Consider the following 16,436-nt stretch of genomic DNA (forward strand, 5'->3'; position numbering starts at 1 on the left):
GCCCACACCCCTCCACCGCCCCGATCCCCAGCCGTCCGTTGCTGCCGCAACGCAACCAGCTCCCCCAAACGCAACCCGCCGCACCACAACCGCCACTCATCACCCCGCCAAAAACTCCAGCCTGTTGCCGACCGAGTCGCTGGTGTGGAAGCGTCGCCTGCCAGGGATCTCCGCCGGGTCGGCCCAGTGCACGGGATGCCCGTCCCGCGTGAGTGCCTCGGCCACGGCGTCCACGTCGGCCACGAACGCGGGGTGTGCCTTGCGCGCGGGGCGGAAGTCCTCCTCGACCCCGACGTGCAGTTCGCTGTCCGGGCCGCCCACGCCGGGCACCCGGAACCAGCAGCCGCCGCGCGCGGCGAGGATCGGCGGTTTCGGCAGCTCGGCCCAGCCGAGCGTGCCCGCGTAGAACTCGCGCACCCGGTCTTCGGCGCCCGGGGGACAGGAGACTTGCACGTGATGCAGCACGAATCCCACGGTAGCCGGATCAGCCCGCCCGGCGCAGCAGCGTTTCCCGGTGCGCGTTGGCGGTGGCTATCAGCTGGTCCAGCGCGTCCCGCGTGCGGATGAGGTCTTCGATGTGCGCGGTGAGTTTCTCGCGCTCCTCGGCCATCCGCTCGAGCGCGGCGTCGGAATTGCGCTCGCTGGGCGAATCCACGCACGGCAGCAGCTCCGCGATCGTGCGGCTGGAAAGCCCCGCCGCGTACATCCGCTGGATGAACCGGACGCGCTCGACCTCCGCCTCGGTGTAGTGCCGCTGACCGCTGGCACTGCGCGTGCTGGTGAGCAGCCGCTGCTCCTCGTAGTACCGCAGCGCGCGCACGCTCACCCCGGCCCGCGCCGAAAGTTCCCCGATCCGCATCCGCCCCTCCTCGCCTGTGAGCCCCGGCACAGACCTTTGCCCCTGACATCGACGTGAGGTTTTAGTGTAGCCCCATACCCCCGAACACCGCGAAGGAGTCCTGACGTGACAACGCTTTTCGACCGCCACCGGCTCGGCGGCCTGACCCTGCCCAACCGCGTGGTGATGGCCCCGATGACCCGCGTGCGCGCGGCCGCGGGCGGGCTCGCGACCCCGTCGATGGCGACCTACTACGCGCAGCGAGCGACGGCCGGGCTGATCATCTCCGAAGGCGTGCAGCCCAGCCTGGTCGGCCAGTCGAACCCGGGCACGCCCGGCCTGCACACGGCCGAGCAGCAGGAATCCTGGCGACCGGTGACCGAGGCGGTGCATGCCAACGGCGGCCGGATCTTCGCGCAGCTCATGCACGGCGGGCGCGTGTCCCATCCCGACACGACCGGCTTCCAGCCGGTCGGCCCGTCCGCGGTGCCCGCGGTCGGCGACGTGTTCACCCCGTCCGGGCCGCGGCCCACCCCGGTGCCGCGTGCGCTGGAGACCTCGGAAGTGCCGGACCACGCTCAGTCCTACGCGGACGCGGCCCGCCGCGCCGTCGACGCCGGATTCGACGGCGTGGAACTGCACGGCGCCAACGGATACCTGATCTCCCAGTTCCTTTCGTCGAACGCGAACCTGCGCACCGACCGCTACGGCGGCCCGGTCGCCCACCGGATCCGGTTCGCCGTCGAGGCCGTGTCCGCGACCGTCGCGGCGGTCGGTGGCGAGCGCACCGGGATCCGGTTGTCCCCGGGCGGAACCTTCTGGGGCGTCGAGGAAACCGACGTGCCGGAGCTCTATGCCGCGCTGCTGAGCGAACTGTCGCGGTTGGAGCTGGCGTACGTCCATCTCGAAGCCACCGCGGACGAAGAGGTGCTGCTCGGGTTGCGGCGCGCGTGGCCGGGCACGCTGATCGTGAACCCCGTCCTTCCCATGGGGCCCAAGCAGGCCGGCCGCGCCGAGGCCGACCACTGGCTCGGGCTCGGCGCCGAATTGATCAGCTTCGGCCGGGCGTTCCTCGCCAATCCCGATCTGGTGGAACGGCTGCGCGCCGGGCTCCCGCTCGCCCCGGTCGAGGAGGACACCTACTATCAGGGCGGGGACCGCGGTTACCTGACCTACCCGGCTTATCAGCACACCGCCTGAAAGCGCTTTCAGGGCGCGGGCAGCGGGCGGTGCGGGTCGACCGTGATCCCGCCCTGGCGCAGGGTGTCGTCGAGGATTCCCCAGACCCAGCGGGCGAGCAGCGCGGTGAACTGCGCGTGGCCGAGGCCGCGGTCGTTCTCCAGCCATTGCGCGGTACTGGATTCGACGAGCCCGACCAGGCCGAAGGCGATCGGCTCGGCGGCCTGCGAGCCGAGCCCGAAACCGTCCAGATAGGACTCGAACAGGGTGGTCAGCCGCCGCGCGATGGTGGTCTTGACGTCCTCGATGCCCTCACGGCCCGCCGGGGAGTGCCGGCTGAGGTAGTGGTAGAGGTGGCGGTGCTCGGACAGCCATTCGGTGTGCATCCCGATGGTGCCGGTGATCATCTCCATCGGCGTGCCCTCGAGGTGCAGCAGCGCCGCCAGCTCGGTGTTCACCTGCCGGACGGCGCGCTCCGCGACCGCCCGGCGCAGGTCCGTGGCGTCCGTGAAATGCTTGTACAGCCGGGTGCGAGCGACTCCGGCGGCCTCTGCGATGTGCTCGGTGGAGGCTTCCGGGCCGTGTTCCGCGATCGCCCGGATGGCTGCTTCCACGAACTCCTCGCGGCGGCGCTGCCGCTGGCCCGCCCAGCGTGCTGCCCGTCCATCGGGACGGTCACCGGCCGCGGGTGTCACCTGGCCAGATTACCCCACGCGCGGGGGAGTACGGGATACGGCTTTGTATCTGGTACCTTGCCGTATCTGTTATCCGCTGGGTCAGGGGAGGACCGGGATGGCAACCGAAAACGACGTGCAAGAAGCCGGTCAGGACGCGTGGCTGGCCGAGCAGGCGCAGGAGGCCCTGACGGCCATCGCGGAGCTGCACGAGCAGGCGATGGCCACGATTTCCGTGTCCGGGAAAGGGAAAACCGGGGAGTCCGGACAGGACAGCGGCTGGTTCGACACCGGCTCGGGGGAGGGTGCGCCCGCCGCGGAGTGAGCGCACCGTCCACTGTGGATCAAGGAATCAGCACGGTCTTGCCCGCGAGCGTGCCGCTCGCGGCTTCGTCGTGCACGGCCGCGAGGTCGGCCAGCGGCCGTCGCTGAGCCACGTCGATCCGCAGCTTCCCGGCGTCGACCTGTTCGGCTAGGCGGGCCAGCTGCTCCGCTTCCGGGCGGACGTACACGTGGGTCACGCGCACCTCCCGGCCGGGGTGTTCCGGGCCCGGCGTCGTCGAGCTGACGAACACGCCCCCGTCCGCCACGAGGTCCACGAGGGCCGCGGTGTCCTCAGGGGACGTCGGCGCGAGGTTCACCACCACATCGAAGGAACCCGCGATCTTCGTGACGGGTGTGGCGCGGTAGTCGATGATCTCGTCGGCCCCGAAGCCGCGCACCCGGTCCGCGCCGCGCTCGCTCACTGTCGCGGTCACCACGGCCCCGGCTCCCTTCGCGAGTTGGACGGCGTAACCGCCGACGCCGCCACCCGCGCCGTTGATCAGAACCCGTTGTCCCGCCTGGACTTCCGCCAGTTCGAACAAGGACTGCCATGCCGTGAGCCCGACGGCGGGCAGCGCCGCCGCGTCGGCCAGGTCGACCGTGCGAGGCGCGTCCGCGAGCGCCTCGGCCGGGACGAGCGCGTACTCCGCCGCGGCGCCGTCCGTGCCCGGCGGCAGGAAGGCGATCACCGCGTCGCCCACCGCCCGGTTCGTGACGCCGGGGCCCAGTTCGGCCACCGTCCCGGCCACGTCGAGGCCCGGCACGTGCGGGAACTCCACCGGGAAGACCTCCCGCATCGCCCCGCCGCGGATCGCCGCGTCGATTGGGTTGAAGGAGGTGCCGGCGACGCGCACCAGCACCTGGCCCGCGCCGGGCACCGGGCGCGCGGCCTCTTCGTGGTTCAGGACTTCGCTGCCGCCGTAGTCGTGGTAGCGCACTGCCTTCATGTCTTCCTCCGTTTGCTTCGATGTCGAAGTAACATCAGCGTAGAACTACTTCGACATCGAAGCAAGCGCGCTCGGTGCGTGCTTCAAGTTCGAAGCACTTAGACTGGTCTGATGGCCGATGATCTGGCGCCCGAGCAGCTGCGGGCGTACTTCGTGCTGATGGAGTCCGCGAGCCTGCTCCACCACGCGGTCGAACAGCAGCTGCGTGCCGAGGGCGAGCTGAGCTACGTGCAGTTCCAGCTGCTCATGCGGCTCGCCGGCGCGGACGGCCCGCTGACGATGACCGAGCTGGCCGACGGCGTGGTCTACAGCCGCAGCGGCCTGACGCACCAGGCGGGGCTGCTGGAGAAGGCCGGGCTGGTCACTCGCGGGGCTGGCCCCGGCGACCAGCGTTCCACCGTCGTCGAGATCACCGACGCCGGCCGCGAGCGGGTGGCCAAGGTGCTGCCCGGGCACGTCGAGGTCACCCGGGGCCAGCTGTTCGAACCCTTGTCCGGCAAGGATGTCCGCGTCCTCGGCGACATCATGACCCGGGTCCGCGACCACATGCGCGCGCAGCCGCCCCGCTCGGCGGCCGGCCGGAAACGGCGCTAGCCGAGCACCTCGCGCAGCTTCCGCGAGAACGCCTCCGGGACTCCCGGATAGGGGCCCTCCGCCGCGGCGAATCCGCCGTGGCCGCCTGGGAAAACGGCCGGTTCCTGGCCGAGGAGTTCCGCGATCGCCGCCGAGGTGCGTCCGGTGAACGTGGTCCCGGTCTCCTCGCCCACGCCGATCACCACTCGCGTGCCGGCCTTGGTCAGCGCCGCCACGTCCGGCCGGTAGGCGGTGACAGCCAGGGCCCGGTCCGACAGCAACGGGTCGTCGCGCGAGCCGTCGTCCTCGGTGGGCATGCCGAACTGGGCCGGATCCGGTGCAGGGCGGGCGAAATACTCGTCGGTGAACTCGCCCGGCCACGACGTCATCGCGATGAACGCCGCCATCCCGGCGTTGGCTCCCTGCGCCTGGTACGCCTCGCGGAACCCGGCGGCGGCGCGTTCGGCGGCCGCGGCGTCGGGCAGCACGGTGATCAACGGCGGCTCGTGCGCGACGAGCGTGCGCACGTCGTCGGGGTAGGCGGCCACCAGTGCCAGCGCGGTCACCGCCCCGCCGCTGCTGGCGAACAGGTCCACCGGCCCGGCGCCGAGCGCCTCGATCAGCGCGTGCACGTCGGCGGCCTGCGTCTCGGGCACGGCGTCCGTGCGGCCGTCCCTGCGGACGGTCCGGCCGATCCCGCGCGGGTCGTAGGTGACGACCGTGCGGTCGGGGAAATACGAGGCGAGCGCGGTGAAGCCGGAGGCGCCCATCGGCTGGCCGATCATCACGAGCGGGGGTTCCGCGGCAGGCAGCGGCCCGCGGACGTCATAGGCGAGATCGACGTCGGCGGTCTCGAGGACGTGTGTGGTCGTCATGCTCGGTGTTGACCCGCCCGCGCCGGGAAAGTCATCGGACGCAGGAGTAGACCGCCTCCGCGTAGGCCGTCGCGTTGGGGGCACCGACGAGGCCGGGCTCCATCCGGTTCATCACGTAGGCGAAGGTCAGCCGCCGGTCGAGGTCGTTGACCACGAGCGAGCCGCCGAACCCGGTCCACCAGCAGACCCGGCCCCGCGGGATCGCCGGGAAAGCCGGGCTGGGCAAGGCGAACCCGAGCCCGAAGCGCACGTGCGCGCCGAGCACCCGGTCCACGCCATCGGACTGGACTTCGAAGACGCGCTCGATCGCCTGCGGCGAAAGGTATTGCTTACCGCCGAGCGCGCCCTCGTGCGACAGGATCGACTGCAGCCGCGCGACTGATCGGGCGTTGCCCTGCCCGTTCAGTCCACCCAGCTCCGCGGCGAGGAACGGGCGGGTGGTCGTGACCGAGGGCGGGATGAGCGGGTTGGTCAGCGTGCGCACGGCGACGCGATCGCTCGGAACCGGGCCGGCCGAGGACGGCGGAACCATAGGCACGACACGGGAATCGACGGCCTCGGGGGCGCCGAGCCAGTAGTCCGCTCCGGCGGGCCCGGCGAACTCCTCGCGCAGCACCGTGCCCAGCGAACGGCCGGTGGTCCGGCGCACGAGCTCCCCGACGAGGTGCCCGTGGCTGACCGCCTGGTACCCGGAACCGTCGCCCGGCCGCCACCACGGCTGTTGCGCGGCGAGCAGCGCCGCCGCTCGCTCGGTGTCGTAGATGTCTTCCAGCGCAACGGTTTCGTCCCAGCCGCAGAGGCCGGAGGTGTGCCCGAGAACGTGCCGTACGAGCACGTCACCGGGGAACCCTGGCCAGTACTTCGCGACCGGCGCGTCCGGGTCGAGCACTCCGCGGTCGATGAGGGCCAGCGCCACCAGCGCGACCATCGTCTTGGTCAGCGACCAGGTGGTGACCAGGCTGTCCCGGGGCCAGCCACCCCACAGATCCACCACCGTGGCGCCGTCGCGGATCACGCACACCGACGCGCCCTCTTCGCGCCCGTCCGCCAGCCTGCTTTCCAGCAGTTCCCAGACCGGCGAGAATCGCGCGTCGCAGAAGCCCTGCGCGACGCTCACCGCACCGCCGCCGCGGCCCGTTTCCCGCCGGACTCGATCTCCTTGCGCAGATCCTTGACGTAGCGCGCGAAATCCACCTGAATCGTGTGCCGCGGCGCGTTGTAGTACTGGCCGAGATGCTTTTCTTCGTCGCGCTTGATGGCCGCTTCCATTTCCGGCACGCTCGGCAGTTCGTACTTCCCGGCCAGATGCCGGGCGATGAGTTTGCTCTGCTGCTCCGCGAGATTGACGATCGTCGGCGAAGCCTGCGCCAGGCCCGCGTAATACAGATTGCCGATCCCCGGTTTCACGATCCGCTTGAACAACGGCAATCGGTGCTCGGCGTCGGGCAGCAGTTCCGGATCGTCGAAGAACGGGAACGACATCCGGTACCCGGTGGCGCACACGATCACGTCGGCCTCGATGCGCCGCCCGTCGGTGCACACCACCGCGTCCCCGTCCAGCCGCGCGATTTCCGGGACGCACGTGAGATCGCCCGAACCCGCCTTGGCGAGGAAGTCGATGCTGACCGAGGGATGCGCCGATAGCGGCTCGTGGTCCGGTTTCGGCAGCCCGTAGTCCTCCATGTTGCCGAGGATCTTCTTGATCGCGCGCCGGGACAGCGCCAGCCCGAGCTTCTTGGGCATCCACGGCGGCATCATCATCTTGTCGGCGGGCTGGCCGCCGCGGTACTTCGAGAGCACCCACACGCCGCGGCGCGCGGAAACCCAGACGTGCTCGGCGATCGAGCGATGCGACAGCTCGGAAGCGATGTCCAGCGCCGAGTTCCCCAGACCCACCACCACGATCCGCTTGCCGCGCATGTCGACCGGGTCGAACGGGCTGCGGTATTCGTGACTGTGCAGCATTTTTCCGGCGAACTCGCCGGGATATTCGGGCCAGCGCGGGTTCCAGTGGTGCCCGTTCGCCACCACGAGCGCGTCGTAGTCGCGCTTCTCCCCTGTGGACAGTGAGACTTGCCAGCTGCCGTCGGGTTTCCTGGCCGCGTGCTCGACCCGGGTGGTGAAGGTGATCGAGTCCCGCAGCCCGAAATGCTCGACGTAGTCCCGGAAGTACCGGTGGATCAGCGAATGGTGCGGGAAATGCGGCCAGTCCGGCGCGGCCGGGAACTCCTCGAACTGCAGCCGGGTGGTCGAGGTGTCGATGTGCAGCGACTCGTAGCAGGCGGAGCGGCCGTTCGGGTTGCCGAAGTACCAGTTTCCGCCGATGTCGTCCGACTCCTCGAAGCAGTCGTACGGGATTCCGTGGTCCTTCAGCCGTTTCGCCGTGGTGAACCCGGAACACCCGGCGCCGATGATGCAGACCTTCGGCAGTGAACTCACATGCGCCTCCTGGAGCGGGCTGCGGTGCCGGGAGCCACTGTGGCACGTTCGCTGACGGTGTGTCCAGTGAGTAGGCTGTCCGTCATGAGCCTGCGGGAACGCCAGAAACAGCAGACGCGCCTCGACCTGCTGGAATGCGCGAGAGCCCTGTTCGTCGAGCGCGGGTACGCCGGCGTCACGATCGACGACATCGCCACCGCGGCCGGATGCAGCCGTGCCACGGTGTACCTGCACTTCACCGGCAAACCGGAGATCCTGCAGAAGGTCGGGGCGGAAACCGTGGCGCAGCGGGCGGTCGCGGTGTACGCGGATCTCGACGCGGTGCTGGACTCCGGTTCGCGCGAGGAGTTCACCGCGTGGATGCGGCGGGCGGTCGCGTGGTTCGAGGCGAACCAGGAGATCCTCCCGGCCTGGGACGAGGCGCTCGCGCTGGAGCCGGAGTTCAAGGATGTCGCCAAACGCGCGGTCGCGGAGCTTCCCGCGGCGATGCCGCACTACCTGAAGCGCTGGGGCGCGCACCGCCGCGACGAGGCGCATCTGCGGATCGAGCTGCTGGTCAGCCAGCTCGAACGGTTCTTCACCCGCTGGGCCGTCCAGGGCACGATCGACTCCTCCGCCGACGAAGCGGCCGAGGTACTCAGCGACATCTGGTTCCCGGCGCTGCTCCCGCCGGAAGAGCGCGGCTAGGGAGTGTTTCCCAAGTGTTCTGCGTGGCTGTGCGCAGCTAGCCGTCGCCGTTTGGGTCGATGCGGTTGATCAGCTGCTCGCTCCAGGCCCGGATGGTCGCGGTCTGCTCCGGCGTGATCGGGTCGAGGACGTAACGGCGGATGTTGCCCGCGTGGTGGCGGATGGCGCTCCGCGCGGCCCGGCTGCCTTTGGTGGTCAGGCCGACCGCGGTGCGCCGGCCCGTGGCGCCGAACTCCGTCCGCGCCACGAAGCCGCGGTTTTCCATGCGGGTGAGCATGTGCGAGACGCGGCTTTTCTCCCAGTCGAGCGACTCGGTGAGCTCGCCGACGCGCATCTCGTGGCCGGGCGCCCTCGACAGGGTCACCAGCACGCTGAACTCGGCCTTCGAGATGCCGCAGTGGTCTTGCAGGCTGCGGTCGAGTTCCCGGGTGAGCAGGCGCTGCGCGCGCATCCAGGCGTCCCAGAATTCCCACTCTTCGGCGCTGAGCGTGTCGGCCATGACGGAATGCTAGCCGCGTGGAGTTGACGCATCAACTCCACGCGCCGTAGAGTTGACGCGTCAACTCCTGATGGCACGGACGGTGATCGGAGCGGGGAATGCCTGGTGGGGTAGTGGTCGTCGGGGGCGGCTACGGCGGAACGCTGGTGGCGGAGGCCCTCGATCCGGTCGCCGACGTGGTTCTGGTGGATCCGCGGGAGGCTTTCGTCAACGTCGCGGCCTCGTTGCGCGCGCTGACTCGGCCGGACTGGGCGCACAATGCGTTCTTCCCTTACGAGACCCTGTTGCGGCGCGGTCGTGTGGTGCGGGATCGGGCTGTGTCAGTGGACGCGACCGGCGTGACGCTCGGTGGGGGAGGGCGCGTGGACGCGGACTTCGTCGTCCTCGCGACCGGCTCCAGCTACGCGTACCCGGCCCGGCCCCGCCGGATGGATTCCACTGTGGATGCGGCGCTGAGCGATCTGCGTGAAACCCATGACCAGCTCGGCCTCGCCGATCGCGTGCTCATCCTCGGCGCCGGCCCCGTCGGCCTCGAACTCGCCGGAGAGATCCGCGAGGTCTGGCCGGGTAAGCGGGTGACCGTCGTCGAGAAGAACGACGAGATCCTGCGGGGCTTCCTGCCCGAAGTCGGCCAGGAGGTGCGGCGGCAGCTCAGCGAACTGGACATCGAGCTGCGGCTCGGCGCTGGCTTGACGAGTCTCCCTCCTGTCCCCGAAGGACAGTCCGGCGCGTTCGCCGTCGAGACCGAAGGCGGCGAGGAGATCGGTGCCGACATCTGGTTCCGCAGCTTCGGATCCCGGGTCAACACCGGCTGTCTCGCGGACGGGCGGCTGGTCGACCTGCCCTCGTCCGGACTGGTCCCGGTGACCGACAGCCTCAACGTCGCCGGCCACGAGAACGTGTACGCGCTCGGGGACATCGTCGACCTTGCGGACCCGAAGATGGCCACCTGGGCGCAGACGCAGGCCGGGGTCGTCGTCGAAAATCTCCGGGCGCGGCTCGAAGGCCGCAGCCCGGACGCGGTCTACACCTCCGCGACCGAACGGCGCATCCTCCTGCCGCTCGGCACGACCGGTGGGGCCGGGCAGCTCGCCGCGCCCGGCGGCACGGCCCGCGTAGTTGACCGGGAGACCGTCATCGAGCGAAAAGGGCGTGACCTGTTCACCGCCCGCTTCGCCGAGCGCTTCCATCTCGAGTCACCCGTGTTTCTGGTGGATTAATTCACTGCTGACGCTTGACGCGCAGGAATCCTGCATCAACAATCAGGCCATGCAGGATGACGTCAGAGGGGCGGACCTGGACCGGCGGATTGCCGCCGCGCTCCAGCTCAACGGCCGCGCCTCCTGGGGTGCGATAGCGCGGCACGTCGGTACGAGCGAGTCCACGGTGCTCCGCCGCGTCGGGCAGCTGACCGAGTCGGGGCAGGTGCGCGTCATCGGCGTGCTCGACGTGCTCCGCTGCGGGCTCGGCGTGCCCGTCGTCGTGCGGTTCCGGTGCGCGCCGGGCACCGCGGGCGAGGTCGCGCGCGCCATCGCGGCCCGCCCCGACACGCGCTACGCGAGCGTGCTCGCGGGCAGCGCCGACTGCGTGGCCGAGTTCGTGCTGCCGTCGTATCAGGACGTGGCGCGGCTGGACGAGCTGCCGGGCGCGAAGGGGCTGACGGAGTCCGAAAGCTTCACGGTGATGCGCACGTTCATCTCCAACCATGACTGGGATTCCGGCGAACTGGAGCGCACGGCGACGGCCGAGCTGCGCGGCGCCGACGCGCGCCCGTTCGAGGAACAGCACTGGGAAAGCCCGCCGGAGAAGCTCGACGAGCTGGACCTGGCGATCAGCGCGGCGCTCGGCGAGGACGGCCGGATGTCGTTCAAGGAGGTCTCCCGCCAGGTCGGTTCGAGCGAAACCACCGTGGCACGCCGGGTGGATTCGCTCGTGCGCCGCGGCTGCCTGCGGTTCCGTACCCTCGCCGAACTCGCGCTGTTCGGGTACGCGCTGGAGTTCATGCTGTGGCTCTCCGTCCTTCCGTCCGAATTGGACAATGCGGGCCAGCGGCTGGCGAGTCATCCCGGCACGAAGTACCTCTCCGCCACCACCGGCCGGTTCAACCTCGTCGGCCAGATCGTGCTGCGGCACTACGGCGAGCTGTACCGGCACACCACCGACGTGGTCGGTGCGCTGCCCGGGCTGCGGGACGCGGAGGTGACGCTGCAGGTGGACACCCTCAAACGCGCCTGGGTCCCGACCCCGGCGGCCCGGCAGGAACTGGAGGACGCGTGAGCGAGCAGGAACCGTGGCAGTGGGACGAGCCGACGTGGCGCGGGCACGTCGACCGCGTCCGGGCGGGCCGCCCGCTACGGCCGGCGTCGTGGCCCGGTGGCGCGAAAGTGGCCGTGGCACTCTCTTTCGACTCCGACCACGAGACGCCGGCGCTGCGCGACGGCGAGGTGCTGCCCGGCAAACTCGCGCAGGGCGAGTACGGCGCGCGGGTCGGTGTGCCGCGCATCCTGCGCCTCCTCGCCCGGTATGAGGCACCCGCGTCATTCTTCATGCCCGCCGTTTCCGCGCTGCTGCACCACGGCGAGGTCAAGTCCTATGTGGACGCCGGGCACGAAGTCGCGCTGCACGGCTGGATCCACGAGCGCAACACCCGGCTGCCCGCGGAAAACGAGCGTGAGCTTGCGCTGCGCGCGGCCGACACGCTGGAGCGCCTCGCCGGGGTCCGCCCGGTGGGGATCCGCACGCCGTCGTGGGATTTCTCCGCGCACACGCTGCGGATCACGCGGGAGCTGGGCCTGCGCTACGACTCCTCGCTGATGGCCGACGACGACTGCTACGAGCTGCTCGCCGACGGTGAGCCCACCGGCGTGGTCGAGCTGCCCGTCGAGTGGATCGGTGACGACGCCCCGTATTTCATGATGGACAGGTTCGCGTCGCTGCGGCCCTACACCCCGCCGCGCGGTGTGCTCGGTATCTGGCGCGACGAGTTCGACGCCGCGTACGTCGAGGGCGGCATTTTCCAGCTCACCATGCACCCGCACATCATCGGCCACCGTTCGCGGATCGCCGTGCTGACCGAGCTGCTCGAGCACATCGCGGGCCACGAAGGCGTCTGGTTCGCCACGCACGCCCAGATCGTCGACCACGTCCTCCAGGAGGCGCCATGACCACCGAAGCCGTCCCGGTGGCCGCCCACCGGCTCCGCCCCGACCAGCGCAAGGCCATCGTCGCCGGCGCGATCGGCAACACCGTCGAATGGGTCGACTGGGCGGTCTACGCCACGTTCGCGCCCGTGTTCGCGGGCCAGTTCTTCGCCAAGGGCAACGAAACCGCGGCGCTGCTGTCCACTTTGGCCGTGTTCGCGGTCGGGTTCGTCATGCGCCCCATCGGCGGCGCGGTGCTCGGCGCGTACAGCGACCGGCGCGGCAGGAAGAAGGGGCTCACGCTCACGATCTCGCTGATGGCCGGCGCCTCGCTGGTCATCGCGGTGTGCCCGACGTACGGGCGGATCGGCGTGCTGGCGCCGATCGTGCTGCTCCTCGCGCGGCTCGTGCAGGGGTTCTCGGCGGGCGGCGAATTCGGTTCCTCGTCGGCGTTCCTCATCGAATCCGCCGCGCGCGGCCGCCGGGCCTTCGCCGGTTCGTGGCAGCAGGTTTCGGTCGGCGCGGGCGCCCTGATCGCCTCGCTGCTCGGTACCATCCTGAACTCCACTTTGGACGACGCGGCGCTGCACGGCTGGGGCTGGCGGCTCGCGTTCGGGGTCGCCGGGCTGCTCGGCCTGGTCGGGCTGTGGCTCCGGCGTTCGGTGCACGAAACCGAGGCGTTCACGTCGATCGAGCGCGGCCCGAAGCGGAACCCGCTGGTCGCGATGTTCCGCGATCACCCCGGCGCCGCGCTGCGCGTGGCGGGCGTGACCATCGCGGGCACGCTGATCTACTACGTGTGGGTCACCTACATGCCGACCTACGCGCACCTGGCCACCGGCATCCCGCTCAGCGAAGCGTTGCTGGCCAACACCATCGCGATGGTGGTGTTCCTGGTGCTGCTGCCGTTCGGCGGGCTGCTGTCCGACCGGATCGGCCGCAAGCCGACGATGACGGCCTTCGCGGCCGGGTTCCTGATCTTCGCCTGGCCCGCGTTCCACTTCCTGGGCAACAGTTTCTGGTCGGTGCTGGTCATCGAGATCATCGGGCTGGTGTTCATCGTCGGCTACTCCGCGAACTGCGCGGTGATCATGGCCGAGCAGTTCCCGCCCGAGGTCCGCACCACCGGCATCGGGCTGCCGTACGCGCTGGCCGTGGCGATCTTCGGCGGCACGGCGCCGTACGTGACGACGTGGATGAACGCGCGGCACCTCGGGAACCTGGTGTGGGCGTACGTCGCGATCGCCGCGCTGATCGGGGTCGCCGTCTACCTCACGATGCCCGAAACGAAGGGGAAGGAGCTCTAGTGCGCCACGTGCTGGTGACCGGCGCGGCCGGGGGAATCGCGGCCGCGATCGCGGGGCGGTTCGCCGCGGCGGGGGACAGGCTGACGCTGTCGGACTACCGCGCCGGCGAACTCGCGGGCACGGCGGCGGCCTTGCGCGCCGAGTACGGCGTGGGGGTCGCCGAAATCCCGGGCGACCTCGCCGACGCGTCGTTCGCCGAAGGGCTGGTCGCTCAGGCGGGCCCGCTCGACGTGCTGGTCAACGCGGCCGGGATCTACCCGGCGACGCCGCTGCTGGAGATGACGGCGCAGGCGTGGGACAGGGTGCAGGACGTCAACGTGCGCGCGGCGATGCTCACCACTGTCGCGTTTGGACGGCAGGGGCGGCAGGGTTCGGTAGTGAACATTTCCTCGGGCGCGGCCACCAGGGCGAGGCCCGGTGCCTCGCATTACGCGACTTCCAAGGCGGCGCTGGAAATGCTGACCAAGGCGTGCGCGGTCGAGCTGGGGGAGCGGGGTGTCCGCGTGAACGCCGTCAGCCCCGGCTTCGTCACGGTGGACAGTGCCGCGAACCCGGTCACCGAGGACTACGCCGCGGCTGTTTCGGTGAATCCCTTGGGGCGCCGGGGTTTGCCCGCGGACATCGCGGAGGCCGCGTTCTGGCTCGCCGGTGAGCAGGCGGGCTGGATCACCGGCGCCGTGCTGCGCGTCGACGGCGGTTCGACGGCCGGCGCGCCTTCCCTGCCGCTGCATTGGTCCGGGCACACGGACGTGCAGAACGGAACTCCGGCCGAAAGGGCTGCTTCATGACAGGCCGTGCGTACACCGTCGTCGGCGGCGGCGCGATCGGGGGCACGCTCGCGTTCCACCTCGCCCGCGCCGGACACTCCGTGCAGATCGTCGACGCCGACGAGGCCCACGTCGCGGCGATCCGCGCCCACGGCCTGGTGGTGCGCGGACCGGACGGGGAGGCCAGCGTGGCAGTGCAGGCGACAACGCCCGATGCCGCGCCGGACAGGTTCGGGCGTGTGCTCCTGGCCGTGAAGGCGCAGGCGACGGAGGCGCTGCTTCCCTGGCTGGCGCCGAAGCTCGCGCCGGACGGGTTCGTCGTGTCGATGCAGAACGGGCTCAACGAAAAGCTCATCGCCGACAAGGTCGGCGCGGAGCGGACCGTGGGCGCGTTCGTGAACCTCTTCGCCGACGTCGTCGAGCCGGGCGTGATCCGCGACGGCGGGCAGGGCGCCCTCGTCGTCGGCGAACCGGACGGGCGGATCACCCCGCGGGTCGAGGAAGTGGTGGCGGACCTGCAGTCGTGGGGCCCGGCGAAGGCGACCGACAACGTCGAGGGCTACCTGTGGTCGAAACTCGGCTTCGGCGCGATGCTCACCACGACGGCGCTCGCCGACGCCCCGATGGCGGACCTGATCGACCGCCACCGCCCGCTGATGCACGCGATCACCGCCGAGGTGTTCGCGGTCGCGGGCGGGCGGCGGCTGGAGCCGTTCGACCAGTTCGACCCCGCCGCGTACCTGCCGGGGGCGCCGGGGCGCGAGCAGGCGACCGACCGGCTCACCGCGTGGCTGCGCACGATGCCCAAGGACCGCAGCGGGATCTGGCGCGACATCGCGGTGCGGCACCGGCCGGTCGAGGTGCACCACCACTACCGTCCCGTGCTCGCCGAGGCCGCCGGGCGGAACGTCCCGGTGCCGCTGCTGAGTGCGATGCTGGACAGGCTGCGCGCGGTGGAAACGGGCGCGGCGGCCATGTCGGAGAACCACCTCGTCGAACTGGAGAAGAACCTGTGAGCGACATCCGGGCCCTGCGCGACTGGGTCGGCATCCGGCGTGAGGAGATGCTGGCCGACCTCGGTACCTACGTGGGGATCGAAACTCCCAGTGACGACAAGGAAAGCCTCGCGGCCGGACTGTCCTGGTTGGACGGATGGCTGAACGAACGGCTCGGCGCGGCCACTTCCGTACGCCATGTCGACGGCGGCGTCCACGGCGACATCCGCGTCTACGACTACGCGGGCGAAGGCGAACCGGTGCTCGTGCTGTGCCACTACGACACCGTGTGGCCAAGGGGAACTCTCGCGGAATGGCCGTTCACTGTGGACGGTGACAAGGTGACCGGGCCGGGCGTGTTCGACATGAAGTCCGGGCTGGTGCAGGCCGTGTGGGCGTTGCGTGCGCTGGAGGACCTGGGCCTGCCGAGGCCCGCGTTGCGGTTGGTGCTGAACGGGGACGAGGAGATCGGCAGCCTCGCGTCCCGGCCGGTGATCGAGGAAGCGGCGGCCGGCACGCGCGCGACGCTGGTGTTCGAGGCGAGCGCGGACGGGGCGGTGAAGACGGCGCGCAAGGGCGTCGGCCTGTTCCGGATCGAGGCGACCGGCGTCGAATCGCACGCCGGGCTGGACTACGCGAAGGGCGCGAGCGCGGTCGACGAGCTGGCGCGCACGGTGCTGGCGCTGCACGGGCTCACCGATGTGGACGCGGGGACGACGGTCAACGTCGGCGTGGTCGCGGGCGGCACGCGCCAGAACGTGATCGCCGGCTCGGCCTGGGGCGAGGTCGACGTGCGGGTGCGCACAGCGGAAGAAGCGGCCCGCATCGACGCGGCGATCGCGGACATCAGGGCTCGTGACCCGCGCGCGAAGGTCACCGTCGAGGGCGGGTGGAACCGGCCGGTGATGGAGCGTTCGCCCGCGATCGGTGAGCTTTACGAGCGCGCCCGTGGCCTCGCCGAGCGGCTCGGCGTCACGCTGGAGGAATGCTCCGTCGGCGGAGCCAGCGACGGGAACTTCGTGGCAGCGCTGGGTTTCCCGGTACTCGACGGCTTCGGCGCTGTCGGCGACGGTGCCCACGCGCGGCACGAGCACATCAGCATCGCCGGAATGCTGGAGCGGACGGCCCTCGCGGCGGCGGTGTTCCACTCGTTCTGCTGACGAGGGCGGGTGTTTCCGCCGGCCGGACGCGG

The 16,436-nt window shown here is 70.6% G+C and carries 19 protein-coding genes; 11 read left to right on the forward strand and 8 right to left on the reverse strand.

The genetic code is table 11. From position 1 onward, the window contains the following. Nucleotides 1–99: 99 nt before the first annotated feature. Together FPZ12_RS26830 and FPZ12_RS26835 are read right to left on the reverse strand one after the other, a co-directional pair. Nucleotides 100–465: a VOC family protein gene (locus tag FPZ12_RS26830; protein WP_144758016.1), complete on the reverse strand. Its 366-nt coding sequence runs from the start codon at nt 463–465 to the stop codon at nt 100–102. 19 nt (nt 466–484) lie between these two features. Next, complete coding sequence (locus tag FPZ12_RS26835; RefSeq protein WP_144758015.1) at nt 485–859, reverse strand: MerR family transcriptional regulator; 375 nt, start codon at nt 857–859, stop codon at nt 485–487. Between the two features lie 105 nt (nt 860–964). Here FPZ12_RS26835 and FPZ12_RS26840 point away from each other — a divergent pair, with 105 nt between their 5' ends. Further along, a complete protein-coding gene (locus FPZ12_RS26840) occupies nt 965–2,038 on the forward strand; it encodes an alkene reductase (RefSeq protein WP_144758014.1) in 1,074 nt (357 codons plus the stop codon). Nucleotides 2,039–2,046: 8 nt separating this feature from the next. Here the strand turns inward: FPZ12_RS26840 and FPZ12_RS26845 are convergent, their stop codons facing one another. Continuing rightward, the gene (locus tag FPZ12_RS26845) at nt 2,047–2,712 is read right to left on the reverse strand and encodes a TetR/AcrR family transcriptional regulator (protein WP_144758013.1); all 666 of its coding nucleotides are present in this window, start codon (nt 2,710–2,712) and stop codon (nt 2,047–2,049) included. A gap of 97 nt (nt 2,713–2,809) precedes the next feature. Between FPZ12_RS26845 and FPZ12_RS26850 the strand changes: the two genes are divergently transcribed. Then, nucleotides 2,810–3,016 (forward strand): hypothetical protein, encoded by a 207-nt coding sequence (locus FPZ12_RS26850; protein WP_144758012.1) that lies wholly within the window; start codon nt 2,810–2,812, stop codon nt 3,014–3,016. A 19-nt stretch (nt 3,017–3,035) separates the two neighbouring features. Here FPZ12_RS26850 and FPZ12_RS26855 read toward each other — a convergent pair whose 3' ends face one another. Then, a complete protein-coding gene (locus FPZ12_RS26855) occupies nt 3,036–3,962 on the reverse strand; it encodes an NADP-dependent oxidoreductase (protein ID WP_144758011.1) in 927 nt (308 codons plus the stop codon). Nucleotides 3,963–4,073: 111 nt separating this feature from the next. Here FPZ12_RS26855 and FPZ12_RS26860 point away from each other — a divergent pair, with 111 nt between their 5' ends. Beyond that, the gene (locus tag FPZ12_RS26860; protein ID WP_144758010.1) at nt 4,074–4,556 is read left to right on the forward strand and encodes a MarR family winged helix-turn-helix transcriptional regulator; all 483 of its coding nucleotides are present in this window, start codon (nt 4,074–4,076) and stop codon (nt 4,554–4,556) included. Here the strand turns inward: FPZ12_RS26860 and FPZ12_RS26865 are convergent. From FPZ12_RS26865 to FPZ12_RS26875, 3 genes are read right to left on the reverse strand one after another with little or no spacing between them, the layout of a single operon-like run. After that, complete coding sequence (locus FPZ12_RS26865; protein ID WP_144758009.1) at nt 4,553–5,410, reverse strand: alpha/beta fold hydrolase; 858 nt, start codon at nt 5,408–5,410, stop codon at nt 4,553–4,555. The two genes, FPZ12_RS26860 and FPZ12_RS26865, sit on opposite strands and share 4 nt — an antisense overlap. A 31-nt stretch (nt 5,411–5,441) precedes the next feature. Then, a complete protein-coding gene (locus FPZ12_RS26870; protein WP_144758008.1) occupies nt 5,442–6,527 on the reverse strand; it encodes a serine hydrolase domain-containing protein in 1,086 nt (361 codons plus the stop codon). Then, nucleotides 6,524–7,849 carry a flavin-containing monooxygenase gene (locus FPZ12_RS26875; RefSeq protein ID WP_144758007.1) on the reverse strand — a complete coding sequence of 442 codons (1,326 nt, stop codon included), beginning with the start codon at nt 7,847–7,849 and terminating at the stop codon, nt 6,524–6,526. The genes FPZ12_RS26870 and FPZ12_RS26875 overlap by 4 nt, the downstream gene beginning before the upstream one ends. An 84-nt stretch (nt 7,850–7,933) precedes the next feature. Here FPZ12_RS26875 and FPZ12_RS26880 point away from each other — a divergent pair, with 84 nt between their 5' ends. Further along, nucleotides 7,934–8,536: a TetR/AcrR family transcriptional regulator gene (locus FPZ12_RS26880; protein ID WP_144758006.1), complete on the forward strand. Its 603-nt coding sequence runs from the start codon at nt 7,934–7,936 to the stop codon at nt 8,534–8,536. Between the two features lie 37 nt (nt 8,537–8,573). Here FPZ12_RS26880 and FPZ12_RS26885 read toward each other — a convergent pair whose 3' ends face one another. Then, nucleotides 8,574–9,035: a MarR family winged helix-turn-helix transcriptional regulator gene (locus tag FPZ12_RS26885; protein WP_144758005.1), complete on the reverse strand. Its 462-nt coding sequence runs from the start codon at nt 9,033–9,035 to the stop codon at nt 8,574–8,576. Between the two features lie 98 nt (nt 9,036–9,133). On the opposite strand from FPZ12_RS26885, the gene FPZ12_RS26890 reads away from it, so the two are divergent. From FPZ12_RS26890 to FPZ12_RS46085, 7 genes are read left to right on the forward strand one after another with little or no spacing between them, the layout of a single operon-like run. Further along, nucleotides 9,134–10,255: an FAD-dependent oxidoreductase gene (locus FPZ12_RS26890; protein WP_144758004.1), complete on the forward strand. Its 1,122-nt coding sequence runs from the start codon at nt 9,134–9,136 to the stop codon at nt 10,253–10,255. A gap of 49 nt (nt 10,256–10,304) precedes the next feature. Continuing rightward, complete coding sequence (locus FPZ12_RS26895) at nt 10,305–11,312, forward strand: Lrp/AsnC family transcriptional regulator (RefSeq protein ID WP_144758003.1); 1,008 nt, start codon at nt 10,305–10,307, stop codon at nt 11,310–11,312. Then, nucleotides 11,309–12,199 (forward strand): polysaccharide deacetylase family protein, encoded by an 891-nt coding sequence (locus FPZ12_RS26900; RefSeq protein WP_144758002.1) that lies wholly within the window; start codon nt 11,309–11,311, stop codon nt 12,197–12,199. Before FPZ12_RS26895 ends, FPZ12_RS26900 begins: the two co-directional genes overlap by 4 nt. Further along, the gene (locus FPZ12_RS26905) at nt 12,196–13,482 is read left to right on the forward strand and encodes an MFS transporter (RefSeq protein WP_144758001.1); all 1,287 of its coding nucleotides are present in this window, start codon (nt 12,196–12,198) and stop codon (nt 13,480–13,482) included. The genes FPZ12_RS26900 and FPZ12_RS26905 overlap by 4 nt, the downstream gene beginning before the upstream one ends. After that, the gene (locus tag FPZ12_RS26910) at nt 13,482–14,270 is read left to right on the forward strand and encodes an SDR family NAD(P)-dependent oxidoreductase (protein WP_144758000.1); all 789 of its coding nucleotides are present in this window, start codon (nt 13,482–13,484) and stop codon (nt 14,268–14,270) included. The genes FPZ12_RS26905 and FPZ12_RS26910 overlap by 1 nt, the downstream gene beginning before the upstream one ends. After that, nucleotides 14,267–15,265: a ketopantoate reductase family protein gene (locus tag FPZ12_RS46080; protein ID WP_208026020.1), complete on the forward strand. Its 999-nt coding sequence runs from the start codon at nt 14,267–14,269 to the stop codon at nt 15,263–15,265. Before FPZ12_RS26910 ends, FPZ12_RS46080 begins: the two co-directional genes overlap by 4 nt. After that, on the forward strand, nt 15,262–16,404 hold the full coding sequence (locus FPZ12_RS46085; protein ID WP_243770045.1) for a M20 family metallopeptidase: 1,143 nt from the start codon (nt 15,262–15,264) through the stop codon (nt 16,402–16,404). The genes FPZ12_RS46080 and FPZ12_RS46085 overlap by 4 nt, the downstream gene beginning before the upstream one ends. Nucleotides 16,405–16,436 lie beyond the last annotated feature (32 nt).

The sequence above is a fragment of the Amycolatopsis acidicola genome, assembly GCF_007713735.2.
Lineage (GTDB): Bacteria > Actinomycetota > Actinomycetes > Mycobacteriales > Pseudonocardiaceae > Amycolatopsis_E > Amycolatopsis_E acidicola.

What these genes read in the sequence shown, in the direction of transcription:
- FPZ12_RS26905 (WP_144758001.1), top strand. Translation starts at nt 12,196, where the DNA reads ATGACCACCGAAGCCGTCCCGGTGGCCGCCCACCGGCTCCGCCCCGAC.
- FPZ12_RS26890 (WP_144758004.1), top strand. Translation starts at nt 9,134, where the DNA reads ATGCCTGGTGGGGTAGTGGTCGTCGGGGGCGGCTACGGCGGAACGCTG.
- FPZ12_RS26855 (WP_144758011.1), bottom strand. Translation starts at nt 3,962, where the DNA reads ATGAAGGCAGTGCGCTACCACGACTACGGCGGCAGCGAAGTCCTGAAC.
- FPZ12_RS26885 (WP_144758005.1), bottom strand. Translation starts at nt 9,035, where the DNA reads ATGGCCGACACGCTCAGCGCCGAAGAGTGGGAATTCTGGGACGCCTGG.
- FPZ12_RS26865 (WP_144758009.1), bottom strand. Translation starts at nt 5,410, where the DNA reads ATGACGACCACACACGTCCTCGAGACCGCCGACGTCGATCTCGCCTAT.
- FPZ12_RS26835 (WP_144758015.1), bottom strand. Translation starts at nt 859, where the DNA reads ATGCGGATCGGGGAACTTTCGGCGCGGGCCGGGGTGAGCGTGCGCGCG.
- FPZ12_RS26850 (WP_144758012.1), top strand. Translation starts at nt 2,810, where the DNA reads ATGGCAACCGAAAACGACGTGCAAGAAGCCGGTCAGGACGCGTGGCTG.
- FPZ12_RS26880 (WP_144758006.1), top strand. Translation starts at nt 7,934, where the DNA reads ATGAGCCTGCGGGAACGCCAGAAACAGCAGACGCGCCTCGACCTGCTG.
- FPZ12_RS26860 (WP_144758010.1), top strand. Translation starts at nt 4,074, where the DNA reads ATGGCCGATGATCTGGCGCCCGAGCAGCTGCGGGCGTACTTCGTGCTG.
- FPZ12_RS26895 (WP_144758003.1), top strand. Translation starts at nt 10,305, where the DNA reads ATGCAGGATGACGTCAGAGGGGCGGACCTGGACCGGCGGATTGCCGCC.
- FPZ12_RS46080 (WP_208026020.1), top strand. Translation starts at nt 14,267, where the DNA reads ATGACAGGCCGTGCGTACACCGTCGTCGGCGGCGGCGCGATCGGGGGC.